The following is a 13,249-nucleotide window of genomic DNA, read 5'->3' as shown; positions in this document are numbered from 1 at the left end:
TTAAAATGGCATTGGGTATTGTCTAAAAACAGTACCTATATCGGTAAGCGCTTGTTCGCTTAGTTCAATATTAAATGCAGCAATGTTATCTTTTAGCTGGGCCATAGTTGTTGCGCCAATAATTGATGACGATACACCATCCACTTGGTCGCACCATGCTAGCGCCAATTGTGCCGCTGACATTTTATATGTTTTAGCGATTTCTACATATTGGCTTATTGCCTGTTGTGATTGTGGGGTATCACGAAATAAGCCATTGCGTTGCATTAGCGTCCAGCGGCTTCCCTCTGGGCGTGCGCCATTAAGGTATTTACCGCTAAGCATGCCGCCAGCCAGCGGTGACCATGGTAGGTATGCAATATCTTCATGAATACATTGCTCTATTAGATAGGGCCAATCTTTTGCGTGGAGTAGGCTAAATTCATTTTGAATAGAGGCCATGCGCGGTAGGTTATGCTCTTCGCTTAAACGTAAAAACTGACTAATGCCCCACGGTGTGTCGTCAGAAAGCCCACAATGCTTGATTTTACCTGCTTTTACACAGTCATTGAGCCCTTCTAAAATATCGAGCATACCGGCAGTGTGCTGCTCTGTATTGGCGTCACTAAAGCGGATCATACCGGGCCATTGTTTACTAAAATGGGGGGATTGTCTGTTTGGCCAATGTAGTTGGTATAAGTCAATTACGTCGGTTTGTAAGCGTTGTAACGAATTATCAACCGCATTAATGATTGCTTGGCGCGTAATGTCGCCGCCATCACGGACCCAAGAAAGACCGTTACCTGCAATTTTAGTTGCCAGTACAATGTCATCACGTTTACTTTTATTGCGTGATAACCAGTCGCCAATTATTTGCTCTGTTTTACCGTATGTATCAGGAGTCGGCGGTACGGCATACATTTCAGCCGTATCGATAAAGTTAACGCCTTGCTCTAGAGCATAAGCAATCTGCTCATCCGCATCCGCTTGGGTGTTTTGTACGCCCCAGGTCATGCTTCCTAAGCATACCCGTGACACATTGATACCACTGCGACCTAGTGGGCTATAACGCATAATAAATCCTTATTTTTAATTTAATCTCGTGAATAAGTATGAAGTGCGGCCAATAATGGTTCACTCAATAGCGCTTTTTTACCCGTTTTAAAGTTAAACATGACAACTTGTGAAGAACCTAACGTGGTGACTGCATTTTGCTGTTGGCTAAATACGCTGTAATGCATCATAAAACGATCAGCCTGTATGTCACTAATGGTTACGCCAACCAGTACTGTATCAGGAAATGTTACTGGGCGTTTATACCGTGCATTGTTTTCACTTATTACAGGTCCAATCCCTGTGGTTTGCAAATCTTCTAATAAATTTATTTGATTAAAAAAATCAATGCGGGCAGTTTCGAAGTACCGAAAATAAACGACGTTATTAACATGTTGTAAGGCATCCATTTCACCCCAGGCGACATTAATTTGAGTATGAATAGGGTATTGTTTTATAAATGATTGCATTGACTATGACCCGTAAAAACTAAAAACCTAGGTTAGCAATTGCGTGGCGGTAGCTCAAGATAATTAGAATAATGAGGGAAATGTGCTAAGTTTAATGACTAACGTTGACATAAAGAGTCTAGCTGAATTTAAAGGAGATAATAATGAATATACCTACCAACAAAGCTATAAAATGGTTAGCGCTATTGGCGGTAATTTGTTTAGCCTTCGTGTGTTATGCAATGGGGAATGCCTCAGGCGCAATTGCATTGGTGATCCTTGGTTTTGTACTTGAAGGTGCGTTTTGGTTGTTTGGCAGCCGTTTATTTAATCGTAAGAAATCGTCACAAGAAGAATCATCTCCCTCATGACTTGCTAATAGATCAAAGTTAATTAATAATGACTGTTTATTTATACAGTTGTTTGGTTGGGGAAATGAAAAAGTTTATTCATATCGACATGGATTGCTTTTATGCTGCCGTTGAAATGCGAGACAATCCTGCGCTTGCTAACGTGCCATTAGCGATTGGTGGTAATAGCCGCCGTGGCGTGCTTTCTACAGCAAACTATATAGCGCGTGAGTATGGTGTACGTTCAGCTATGTCAAACTACCGAGCCAAACAATTATGCCCAGATTTAGTGATTGTACCAGGACGAATGCACGTTTATAAACATGCTTCAGAGCAAATACGTGCCGTGTTTCAGCGTTATACAAACCTTATAGAACCTCTCTCTTTAGATGAAGCTTACCTTGATGTTACCGACAGCACGCCATGTCATGGCAGTGCGACTTTAATGGCGCAACAAATACGCGCTGATATTTATGCCGCCACGGGTTTAACTGCATCGGCTGGGATCGCTCCTATTAAATTTATTGCTAAAATTGCCAGTGATGAAAATAAACCAAACGGCCAATTTGTTGTATTACCAGATCAAGTTGATGCGTTTTTAGCTCAGTTACCACTGGGTAAAATACCGGGCGTGGGAAAAGTTACGCTGGAAAAGCTTAATTTAAAAGGGCTATATACAGGCGCCGATGTATGCGCTAAAGGCGTTAATTGGATGCAGCAACATGTGGGGAACTTTGGCGTTTCACTTTATCAAAAGTGCGCAGGGCTTCACATTGGCTGTGTATCTACAAATCGTGTGCGTAAATCATTAAGTGTGGAACATACATATGAATATAACAAAACTAATCTACAAGAATGTCTTGAGCAGTTACCGTTATTGTTAGAAGAGTTAACGCGGCGCTTAACTAAGCAAGGTTTAGATCAGCGAATTAGTAAACTGAGTGTTAAAGTAAAGTTTGCCAATTTTGTCGTAACTTCTGCCGATCAAGCCTACCATCAATTAGATAGCAGCATTTTTACCGAGCTATTGAGTAAAGCTTATCAACGTGGTGTACAACAACCCGTTAGGTTACTAGGCATTGGTGTTGGAGTGAAAAGTGAGCCTCAACAGCATGTGCAATTGAGCATATTAGACTAAAGGTTTACAGTCAGCGTTGTTTAAATATTGTTAGTGTAGATGATGGGAGATAAAACATTGTTTTTAAATACGCAATAGTTTGGTTGCTTCCTAATTAATAATAATTTTAACTATAAGAGAGAAGGCTATGCAATCGGTTGTTATTGTACTGCTGGGTATGGTTGGGATGCTTTTTGGCTGGTTTGTTTATTCTAAATTTATCGCCGAGAAGATTTTCAAAATGGATGACAGCTTTGTCACGCCAGCCCATGAACTTGAAGATGGTGTGGACTATGTGCCCACTAATAAAGTCGTCCTTTGGGGACATCACTTTACCTCTGTTGCAGGTGCTGCACCTATTGTTGGTCCTGCTATTGCTGTTTACTGGGGTTGGGTGCCTGCGGTTTTATGGGTTGTTTTTGGAACAATATTCTTTGCGGGTGTGCACGATATGGGCGCACTTTGGGCAAGTGCGCGTAACAAAGGTAAATCAATGGGCGCATTGTCTGAAAGCGTGATTGGTAAGCGTACGCGTGCATTATTTATGATTGTGGTTTTTTTAGTGCTACTAATGGTTAACGCGGTATTTGGGGTGGTGATTGCTAAATCATTTATCAGTAGTCCTAATGCTGTTTTTCCTGCTTGGGCCGCAATTGTAGTGGCATTGGTTATTGGTCAGTTATTGCGTAAAAAAGTATCGCTAATACCGCTTTGCTTTATTGGTGTTGGAATTTTGTATTACACCATTTACCTGGGCAGCAGCATGCCAATTTCATTACCTGATGAATTATTTGGTTTAAGCGCAAATGCTAACTGGATTATAATTTTATTTGCCTATGCAGCAATTGCGTCATTGTTACCTGTATGGATGCTATTACAGCCTCGTGACTTTATTAATGGTATGCAACTGCTTGTAGGTTTAGTGTTGTTATATGGTGCAGTATTTATCTCTATGCCAGACATTACAGCGCCGGCATTTAATACCCAAGTTGCGATGGACACACCCAGTATAATCCCACTGTTATTTGTAACAATCGCGTGTGGCGCGGTATCAGGCTTTCACGGCATTGTGTCCTCTGGTACTAGCTCTAAACAGCTTAATAAAGACAAAGATGCCCGTTTTGTGGGTTACTTAGGGGCTGTTGGCGAAGGTATGCTTGCACTTATTACGTTAGTCGCTGTAAGTGGTGTTGCACTGGCTGTATCCCCTGAAAAGTGGCATGAAATATATAGTCACTTAGGAGCTGGCAGTGTAGGTGCATTTGTTAATGGTGGCGCAAACTTAATTGAAAGTGGCTGGGGTATCTCACACGAAATAGCGTCTACTTTACTAGCCGTTATGGTTGTACTTTTTGCTGGTACAACCATGGATTCTGGGGTTCGCTTACAGCGCTATATTATCCAGGAGTGGGGTGATATTTATAATATTAAGATTATAAAAAATGGCGTTATTGCAACGCTGTTAGCTGTCGTTTGCTGCTTGTTATTAGCATTTGGTGCTGGTGGCGCTGATGGAAGTGGCGGTATGATTATTTGGCCATTATTTGGATCAACTAATCAGATTCTTGCAAGCTTAACGTTATTAGTCATTTCTGTGATGCTTATTAAAGCAAACCGTCCAGCTAAGTACACATTGATCCCTATGAGTTTTGTATTAGTGATGGCCTTTTTTGCAGGTGTAATAAAGCTGGGTGAATACTATCAACAAGGTAATTGGTTGCTCGTGACGCTTGATGTTGTGGTATTGGTTATCAGTGTATTAGTGATGCTTGAGGCATGGTCTGTAATTGCTAAGCACCGAGCAGAGAGTAAATCAGCAAGTAGTGAATAGATGATTTATTTTACACTGTAACCACAAGTTGCCAGCGGCGTATTAGCTTGTCTCGCTTTGCTGGCAATGGGTACTTAAATAAATGATAATAAGGTCCTATTTTTTGACAACAGGACCTTTTTTATGGCATATCCTCACGCAGTTGCAGCAGCAACATTTGATGACGCAGCACATGATGCGTTAATTATTATCGGTAATGACTTCTCACACTTAGCTGATAGCTCATTAAGCCAGTCAATTGCAGCGCAGATGGCTGTAGATGCACGCATTGGCAAACAAGTTACCCTATTAGTAATCGATTCTAAGCGCGTTATTTTAGCCCCTACGGGTCCGCTTAATCGTGATTACGACGACGTACGCCGTTATTTTGATGCAGCGAAACTTGCGATTAATGAAGCTAAGGCATCAGGCTGCACACAGCCTGCTATTTATTTACCGCAAGCAAGTCAAGAAAGCCGTTATCAATATGCCCTTGAAGTTGCTTATTTAGGTGCTTGCCAAGCCTTGTGGCAACCACTTGAAGCGCGTGAGTTTCATGGTCAAAACATTGAACCAATTACTCAAATTACTTTAATTGGTGCAAATGAAAAAACGGCGAAAGCTGTTGATGCCATGGCCGCTGGCCAATATGCGGCTCGCGATCTATGTGGTACCGAGCCTGAACGTATGGCGCCACCGCGCTTTGCTGACTACTGCGTTGATTTATTCAAAGGCAGTAATGTGAGTGTTGAAGTGATTTCTGATATCGCAAAAATTGATAAAGATTACCCAATGTTAAGTACTGTTGCGCGTGCATCTTATGCCGTTGAGCGTCATCATCCACGCGTGGTTAAACTTGAGTATATTCCGCAAGGTGATGTTACTCGTACGCTGATGTTTGTTGGTAAAGGCTTGGTTTACGATACAGGCGGTGCAGACTTAAAAGTAGGCGGTTACATGGCTGGTATGAGCCGTGATAAAGGTGGTGCAGCTTCTGTTGCTGGCCTTATGAAATCAGTTGCTGATTTTCAGCCTCAAGGCGTAAAAGTAATTGCCTACTTGGCCGTTGTACGTAATTCAATTGGCTCAGATTGTTTTGTACCAGATGAAATAATTACTAGCCGTGAAGGTGTACGTGTACGTATTGGTAATACGGATGCAGAAGGCCGCCTAGCAATGGGGGATTTACTCAGTGAAATGAAAGATTTAGCGAAAGGCGAAGTGAACCCTGAGTTATTCACTGTCGCCACGTTAACAGGCCACGCTGCACGTGCGATGGGCCCTTACAGCGCGTATGTTGAAAATGGACCAGCACGTGCTGCAAATGTGTCGCGCAAGCTAGCTGATTGTGGTGATTTATGGGCTGATGGCGCAGAAGTTTCGCGTAGTCGCCGTGAAGATTATGACTTTATCAAGCCACGTACACTCGCTGATGATGTGCTTTCAAGTAATAATGCAGCTTCAGCTGTCACAGCCCGTGGGCACCAGTTCCCGATGGCATTTTTAGCTGTTGTTGGTGGCCTTGATAAACACGGTACTGATTCTGCAGAGCCAATTCCATACGTTCACATGGATATTGCTGGCAGTGGTGTTGAAGGTGGTGACTGGCAGCATGGTAAACCAACTGCGGCGGGCTTAAGTAGCTTATTCGCACGCTATTGCCTATAACATTCACAATTATACAAAAAAGCCTCGTATGATAATGTAACGGGGCTTTTTTGTGTCTATTTATTTAGAGGGAGTCCATATAAGAGCCTAGAACTAATCAAGTTTAAATCGGTTAACGACCTCGGTAAGAGCTTGACTGCTGCGCTTTAAGTTATCACTCGCGCCAGAGAGTTGCGATGTGTTAGCTAGAGATTGTTCAGTTGATTGCGATAATTCACCAATGCGTAAATTCACCTCATCTGCAGCACTTGATTGTTGCTCAGTAGCACGAGCGATCTGGCCGTTCATATCGGTGATCACTGATACTAAACGCTCAATCTCACTTAGCGATATGTTGGCTGTTTCTGCTTGCTGCACTGTATTTGTTGATAACTGCCGACTTGCGGTCACGGCATCAACAGCCGCTTGTGCGCCTGTTTGCAGTTTGGCTATCATAGCCTGAATCTCATCGGTACTTTTACCTGTGCGGCTAGCGAGAGTACGAACTTCATCGGCAACCACCGCAAAGCCACGACCTTGCTCTCCTGCGCGAGCTGCTTCAATTGCTGCATTTAAGGCAAGTAAATTGGTTTGTTCAGCAATTCCTCTGATCACATCAAGTACAGAGCCAATATTGTTAGTTTCTTGCGCTAAATCAGCAGTTACTTGGCTGACCGTTTCAATGTTTTTGGATAAAGTTTCGATGGCTTGGATTGTTTTAGCAACCACATTTTTACCGTCAGATGCGTTGCTTGCGGCTTGTGATGCTGCTTGCTCGGCAGCTTCCGCATTACGGCTTACATCATGTATTTGGTGGGTCATTTGCTCCATTGCAGTAGCAACTTGGGTTGAGCTATCGTTTTGTAACTCTATAAATGAGTGGTTTGTTTTACTGGCATCGTCTACGGTGTGAGCATGCTGGTTTACTTCATTTGCATTATGAGCGACTTGCTTGAGTGACTCGCGCATTTTTTTTGTATACAAGTTGAAGTAACGAGATAGGCGTGATACTTCATCATTGCCACTTTCATCCAGTGTTTGGGTTAAGTCGCCTTCACCTTGAGATATGTCTTTCATCATATCGGCTGCAAGCTGCGTAGGACGTAAAATGCTGCGACCAATAAAATAACTTAAACTAATTAACAATATAATAATGATGCTGGCATTAATAATCATTAGGCTTTTTAATGAAGCGAACGACTCATCAATTGTATCGATATACACACCCGATCCAATAATCCATTGCCAAGGCGTAAAGCCTTTTACATAAGCAATTTTATCAACGGGTTTATCTTTACCTGGTTTGGGCCATTTGTAAGGGACATAGCCACTGTCATGTTGTTTTACAATATTAACCATTTCAACAAACAGACGCGTACCATCAGGATCTTTTGTTTCAGATAGCGATTTACCGTTTAACTGTGGTTTTATTGGGTGCATAACCATCGCTGGTTGAAAGTCATTAATCCAGTAGTAGTTACTGTCGTCATAACGCATAGCTGCAATGGTTTCTAGTGCTCTAGCTTGTGCTTGAGATTCGCTCAGAGAGTTATTGAGCTGCAATGAGTGATAATGCACAATAATACTATGGGCAGTCTCGACTAGATTTTTAGTTTTTATATATTGCTCAGTTTTGAGCGAACTATATTGCTGAGCGAGGCTGGTGACACTTAATAGTATTAACCCAACGACTACGACACCGACAAGCATAGCCAAACGCTGAAAAATTGTAAAGCGACGTAGATACGACATAGTACTTCCTTAGTTAGGCCGCAATTATTGCGAGTACTATTAAGCGTAGTAAAAAAAGAGTAGAAATCTAGTTAAGGTATTCTTTTCTTAATCGAATCAAGGGTTTTATAGCGTTTATTATTAAGCATAAAAAAGGCTGATTTTGCAATCAGCCTTTAGTTATTAAATTACTAATACGTTTTATTTAACATCAAAATGACGATTAAAGAAGCTGGTAATGGTTTGGTGCAAATGTGTTTGCACATTTTTACCACGAAGGCTGTGTTTTGAGCCTGGGTAGGTCATCATTTCAAACTGCTTTTCGTTATCTTGTAATTGCTTAAATAACTTTGTTGCATGCGTAAACAGCACGTTGTCATCAGCCATACCGTGATAAATCATTAATGGACCTTTTAAGCCATCTGAATATGGGAATACAGCGCTGTCCGTGTAGCCTTTTGCATTAGTGTTTGGGTGACCTAAATAACGCTCAGTATAGTGAGTATCATATAATGCCCAATCAGTTACTGGCGCGCCCGATACACCTGCTTGAAAGTAATCACCGGCTTTAAACATGGTCATTAGCGCCATGTAGCCGCCGTAGCTGTGACCATAAATACCAATACGTTGTGGGTCTACATAATCAAGCGTTCGTAAAAATTCAACGCCTTTAATTTGGTCTGCCACTTCTACAACACCCAAGTTTTTATAAATAGCGTCTTCAAACTTTTTACCTCGATTGTACGAGCCTCGGTTGTCTAATTGAAAAATGACATAGCCTTGTTGCGCCATATATTGGAAATACAGGTTTTTACTGCGCCAGCTATTAGTAACACGCTGTGCATGAGGACCGCCGTACACATTAACAATAACAGGGTGTTTTTTGCCATTGTTAAGATCACTTGGTTTGAATAAGCGATAATGCATTATTTGGCCATCTTCAGCTTTTAATGTGCCGTATTCTGGCTCAGCAAGGTCAGCTAGGTAAGGTGTAAGAGGGTGGTTTTTATCAAGCTTATTTTCTTCAAGCCACGTAATAAACTCACCATTTACTTTACGCAGTGCAGCAGAATTTGGTTTATTTACAGACGAGCTATTATCAATAAAGGTTTTGTTGTCTTTTGCCAGTACAACTTTATGGTATGCACCTTGTTCAGTGATACGTTTAATATTACCTTTTTTAAATAATGGTACGCTGTATAAATGACTTTCAAGTGGCGTGTCTTTTCTGCCTGCAAAATACACGACGCCTTTTTTCTCATCAACCCCTTTTAGTCCATCTACAACCCATTCGCCATCTGTAATTTGACGAACTAATTTACCGTTGGTACGGTACAAGTATAAATGTTTAAAGCCGTTACGCTCTGATGCCCATACAAAATGTTTTTTATCGTTTAAGAATTGCAGGTCAAAATGCAGGTTGATCCAGGTATCACTGGTCTCGGTCAATGCAACTTTTTGATTCTTGGTCTCGCTGTTATAAAAACGCAGTTCTAGTTTTTGCTGAGAACGATTTTGCCATTGGTAAGCAAGAGTTTTATCATCTTTTAGCCAATTAGCACGGGCGATATAAATATCTTCGTCTTTGCCTAAATCAATCCAATCAACGGCTTGATCATTGAGGGATACGACGCCCAATTGGATTTTAACGTTGTTAGTCCCTGTAAATGGGTAGCGTTGGTTAAACAACTTAACTTCTTCTGCGTAAATTTCGTTACGGATCGCTTCTTTTACTGGGCTTTCGTCAATGCGAGTAAAGGCAATTTTAGATTCATCACCCGACCACCAGTAACCCGTCATACGGCTCATTTCTTCTTGCGCAACAAACTCAGCCATGCCGTTTTTGATTACGCCGCCGCCATCTTTGCTAAGCTGAATTTCTTTACCTGATGTAAGATTTAACGCATACAAGTTTTGTTCACGAATAAAGGATACAAAATTACCTTTAGGCGAAAAGCGTGCGTCCGTTTCGAATGTATCGGTATCGGTTAATTTGCGGCTTTTTGCTGAGGCTAAATCATAGTAATACAAATCACCATTGAGTGGGAAAAGCAGCGCTTTACCATCTTTAGACCATTTATATTCTAATATACCTTTGCCAAAAATACGTTGACGTTCACGGCGTGCTTTTTCTTCATCAGAGAGGTTTTCTGGGCCTGAAAATAACTGTGCAGAGTCAACTAATACACGATTAGATTTATCTTTTAAATTGTATTCCCATAAATCGTAACGGTTGTAGTCATCTACCTTACCTTGCAAGTAAGTAACGCGACTGCCGTCAGGCGAGAATTTAAGTTGTACGGGCGCTTTGCCTGCTAAACTAGGGTCATCAAAGACACGTTCTAACGTCAGTGGTTCGGCCTGGACTGTAATGGCTGTTGCTACTAGAGGTAGCAAGTATGAGAGGTGTTTAATTTTTTTTAACACGTATTTACCTTCGCTCGAATAAAAACTGTAATGATGGTAAAGCCAAGCGTGGGCAACTGCAACTAAATGCTATAAAGTAGCGAAAATGCACTGTGTTTAATTTAAAAGGAATAAAAATGACGGTTGAATTTTCTTTGGCCCCAGAGTTTGTGCGCGATTGTATAGAGGTTGTTGATTGGCCATTGTGCAAAGTGTTGCTAATGAACGACAGCCAATACCCATGGTTTATTTTAGTGCCTCGTCAGGCTGGTTTAAAAGAAAGTATCGATTTGAGTGATGATGATCAAATTCTGCTGATGAAAGAATCAGCGAAACTTAGTCGCTTACTTCAAAGCATATTTAATCCAGATAAACTTAACGTTGCAGCGCTTGGTAATATGGTGCCACAACTACATATCCACCACATTGCACGTTTTAAAACAGACGTTGCGTGGCCTGCGCCTGTGTGGGGGAAGTTTTCAGCTGTGCCTTATAGTGATGCGCAAATTACACTCTTAAAAGAGCACTTTTAGGTGTTTTAGTGTTGCTTGTTATTTTGGTTGTTTTAATGATGGTAATGCTTGTTGCTAAGTATAAATATTATCAGTTAGTAGAAACGTTTGAACCAGCTATTTGGCAACAACTAGGTTCACCGCGTTGGCTGAAAGTGCCTTTCGTTTTTATTTCAAAACAGGGTAAACAGTATTTATCAGAAATTACTCACCCAAAGGTATGCCAGCGAGAAAAGCAGTATCGGATCACCCTTATTTGTTAATCACAGTGTTAACTATCAGCATGCTTTATTTTAAGTATGTGTAACAACGCAACTTGAGTTCTGGTTAAATATAAAACCGCCGCAGCGGTTTTATATTTACAAAGCCTAGGTTTAGTTTAACCCTAATACAGCTTTACCTTGTTTAAAGGTTACATCTACCGGGATATTTGCTTGGCTGAGTTTTTCTAAGTCTTTAGCAAGCTCAGTTTTGATATCACCGTGGGTCGCAATTAGCTGGTCCACTTTTTGGTAATCACCATCACCTTGCAGAGTTAAAATTAAGCTAGATAATTTGGCCATCGCCAGGCCCATTTTTTCCATGTTTACGCTATAAAGACCTTGCTCGTTTTTAGAAAATGCACCTTCTTGGGCGAAAAAGTTAAAACGGATCATATTGGCTTTACCGTGAGCGCTTGATGCACCAAAGCGTACTGAGCGGAAGATGCCAGCCATAAAGGTTGTGTAATAATCTTCTAAAGTCCCTTCAGTGATTTCGCCTTTTTTAAGTAACTGTTCAACCATATACAAACCTAGTATATCGGCTTTACCTTCTTCTAATGCGCTGGCGTGTTCTTGCAATGATTGGCGTACAGTGCCTTTATTTGTGATGGTGTTTTTTATGCCCAAACCATGTGCTACTTCATGGAACATTGTATTAGCAAAAAATGCATCAAAAGTAATGTGTTTACGCTGCTCAGGCACAATGAGTTGCTCAGCAATTGGTACTAAGATTTTGTCGAATTTTGCACGCATTGCATTTTTAAGTTGCAGGCGACGCGTGCCTTTTTCTAGTTGCACTTGTTCGTCATTTGGTAAATTGATAGCAATTGTTTTACTGCCCGCATTGGAGTGGCCTGCGTAGTAAACAACGTCGTAGGCATTTAAGTCCGCGTCAGAGCCGGGTACTTCTTGCTTGTATTTAGCATCAACGGGTAAATCTTTTTGTAACTCAGGTAAAAATGCGGCAAATTTTGCTAGACGCTCAGACCATGCTAAATCTTTAACTAATACGTAAGACTCAAACGCTGCGCGAGAGCCAAATAATTGGTCTTCGTAGGTTTCAATTGGGCCGATAACGACATCAATCGGGTTATTCTTCATGTCCATCCAAGCAAAATCTGATGCTTGGTATTCATCATTTAAAAGGGCATCCGCACGTAAGTTGAGGTAGTTTGCAAATTCTTTGTCATCTGCGAGTTTACTTGCTTCACGTAATAAAGACGCTGTTTTTTCAAGTGCTTGTGCATACTCAATAGAGTAAGCGACGCTGTATAGCTTGCCATTTTCATCACGTTTAATGATTGAGTACAGGCCATTCTTGTCTGTAACGCTTGAGTTATTAAGCTCTTCTTTGGTCATATCTGCTGGGTAAAACTGTGCACCAGCACTCTTTTCTTCATAGCCAGATAGAAATACTTGGTCACCATTTAAACGATCCCATGGGCCATAGTTTATGTCAGCAAATTTTTGTACTTTTGGGTCGTTTATTTTAGCTAAAAATACGGCTTTATCTTCACCAAAGGCTTGGCGCCAAAAAAGGTCATCCATAATTTTAGATGCATCAATTAGCTTTGCTACCATGGCTTGTTGATTTGTACTAAGGTGAGATAAGTCTGTGGTAAGCGTGAAATCAGTGTAGATATCTAAGCGATTTTCCTCAGCGTTAACTAACTGTGTTACATCAGCATGTGTTGTTTTAGTTTTTTCTGCTGTTTGTGTGGTTGTTGCTTGCTCAGAACATGCACCAATAAAAACGCTACTGGCGAGAATAAGTGCTTGGCTAATTTTATTGAGAGTCATTATGTTGCCCATTAAAAGTGTGTTTAATTTTTGTCTCTGCTAAAAGGAGACTAACGCTTACTTGTTATGTCAGCATTAAAGCAAACCTTGAGCGTAAATAGCAAGCTTACCGAATCATTCGCCGTTACTTCT

11 protein-coding genes are annotated in these 13,249 nt (G+C 41.1%); 6 read left to right on the top strand and 5 right to left on the bottom strand.

Features of this window, described 5'->3' with window-relative positions; translation table 11 throughout:
• Complete coding sequence (locus A7967_RS16010; RefSeq protein WP_054206174.1) at nucleotides 1-1,053, bottom strand: aldo/keto reductase; 1,053 nt, start codon at nucleotides 1,051-1,053, stop codon at nucleotides 1-3.
• A 20-nt stretch (nucleotides 1,054-1,073) separates the two neighbouring features.
• Entirely contained in the window at nucleotides 1,074-1,502 is a 429-nt protein-coding gene (locus tag A7967_RS16005) for an acyl-CoA thioesterase (RefSeq protein WP_054206173.1), read from the bottom strand.
• Between the two features lie 143 nt (nucleotides 1,503-1,645).
• Here A7967_RS16005 and A7967_RS16000 point away from each other — a divergent pair, with 143 nt between their 5' ends.
• The 4 genes from A7967_RS16000 (at nucleotide 1,646) to A7967_RS15985 (ending at nucleotide 6,426) form a co-directional block, all read left to right on the top strand.
• The gene (locus A7967_RS16000; protein WP_054206172.1) at nucleotides 1,646-1,852 is read left to right on the top strand and encodes a hypothetical protein; all 207 of its coding nucleotides are present in this window, start codon (nucleotides 1,646-1,648) and stop codon (nucleotides 1,850-1,852) included.
• Nucleotides 1,853-1,916: 64 nt separating this feature from the next.
• Nucleotides 1,917-2,969: a DNA polymerase IV gene (gene dinB / locus A7967_RS15995; RefSeq protein ID WP_054206171.1), complete on the top strand. Its 1,053-nt coding sequence runs from the start codon at nucleotides 1,917-1,919 to the stop codon at nucleotides 2,967-2,969.
• 127 nt (nucleotides 2,970-3,096) lie between these two features.
• Nucleotides 3,097-4,779, top strand: coding sequence for a carbon starvation CstA family protein (locus A7967_RS15990; protein WP_054206170.1), 1,683 nt, complete (start codon nucleotides 3,097-3,099; stop codon nucleotides 4,777-4,779).
• A 123-nt stretch (nucleotides 4,780-4,902) separates the two neighbouring features.
• Nucleotides 4,903-6,426 (top strand): M17 family metallopeptidase, encoded by a 1,524-nt coding sequence (locus A7967_RS15985; RefSeq protein ID WP_054206169.1) that lies wholly within the window; start codon nucleotides 4,903-4,905, stop codon nucleotides 6,424-6,426.
• Between the two features lie 93 nt (nucleotides 6,427-6,519).
• Here the strand turns inward: A7967_RS15985 and A7967_RS15980 are convergent, their stop codons facing one another.
• Together A7967_RS15980 and A7967_RS15975 are read right to left on the bottom strand one after the other, a co-directional pair.
• A complete protein-coding gene (locus tag A7967_RS15980; protein ID WP_054206168.1) occupies nucleotides 6,520-8,157 on the bottom strand; it encodes a methyl-accepting chemotaxis protein in 1,638 nt (545 codons plus the stop codon).
• A gap of 180 nt (nucleotides 8,158-8,337) precedes the next feature.
• A complete protein-coding gene (locus tag A7967_RS15975; RefSeq protein ID WP_054206167.1) occupies nucleotides 8,338-10,563 on the bottom strand; it encodes a S9 family peptidase in 2,226 nt (741 codons plus the stop codon).
• Nucleotides 10,564-10,679: 116 nt separating this feature from the next.
• Here A7967_RS15975 and A7967_RS15970 point away from each other — a divergent pair, with 116 nt between their 5' ends.
• Nucleotides 10,680-11,075, top strand: coding sequence for an HIT domain-containing protein (locus tag A7967_RS15970; protein WP_054206166.1), 396 nt, complete (start codon nucleotides 10,680-10,682; stop codon nucleotides 11,073-11,075).
• 8 nt (nucleotides 11,076-11,083) lie between these two features.
• Complete coding sequence (locus A7967_RS15965) at nucleotides 11,084-11,317, top strand: hypothetical protein (protein ID WP_054206165.1); 234 nt, start codon at nucleotides 11,084-11,086, stop codon at nucleotides 11,315-11,317.
• A gap of 111 nt (nucleotides 11,318-11,428) precedes the next feature.
• On the opposite strand, the gene A7967_RS15960 is transcribed toward A7967_RS15965, so the two are convergent.
• On the bottom strand, nucleotides 11,429-13,117 hold the full coding sequence (locus A7967_RS15960; RefSeq protein ID WP_054206164.1) for a DUF8614 domain-containing protein: 1,689 nt from the start codon (nucleotides 13,115-13,117) through the stop codon (nucleotides 11,429-11,431).
• Nucleotides 13,118-13,249 lie beyond the last annotated feature (132 nt).

It is taken from the genome of Pseudoalteromonas neustonica (assembly GCF_001653135.1).
In the GTDB taxonomy this organism is placed as follows: domain Bacteria; phylum Pseudomonadota; class Gammaproteobacteria; order Enterobacterales; family Alteromonadaceae; genus Pseudoalteromonas; species Pseudoalteromonas neustonica.
This window is presented reverse-complemented; position numbering and strand designations above follow the sequence as displayed.

What these genes read in the sequence shown, in the direction of transcription:
- A7967_RS16010 (WP_054206174.1), bottom strand. Translation starts at nt 1,053, where the DNA reads ATGCGTTATAGCCCACTAGGTCGCAGTGGTATCAATGTGTCACGGGTA.
- A7967_RS16005 (WP_054206173.1), bottom strand. Translation starts at nt 1,502, where the DNA reads ATGCAATCATTTATAAAACAATACCCTATTCATACTCAAATTAATGTC.
- A7967_RS16000 (WP_054206172.1), top strand. Translation starts at nt 1,646, where the DNA reads ATGAATATACCTACCAACAAAGCTATAAAATGGTTAGCGCTATTGGCG.
- dinB (WP_054206171.1), top strand. Translation starts at nt 1,917, where the DNA reads ATGAAAAAGTTTATTCATATCGACATGGATTGCTTTTATGCTGCCGTT.
- A7967_RS15990 (WP_054206170.1), top strand. Translation starts at nt 3,097, where the DNA reads ATGCAATCGGTTGTTATTGTACTGCTGGGTATGGTTGGGATGCTTTTT.
- A7967_RS15985 (WP_054206169.1), top strand. Translation starts at nt 4,903, where the DNA reads ATGGCATATCCTCACGCAGTTGCAGCAGCAACATTTGATGACGCAGCA.
- A7967_RS15980 (WP_054206168.1), bottom strand. Translation starts at nt 8,157, where the DNA reads ATGTCGTATCTACGTCGCTTTACAATTTTTCAGCGTTTGGCTATGCTT.
- A7967_RS15970 (WP_054206166.1), top strand. Translation starts at nt 10,680, where the DNA reads ATGACGGTTGAATTTTCTTTGGCCCCAGAGTTTGTGCGCGATTGTATA.
- A7967_RS15960 (WP_054206164.1), bottom strand. Translation starts at nt 13,117, where the DNA reads ATGACTCTCAATAAAATTAGCCAAGCACTTATTCTCGCCAGTAGCGTT.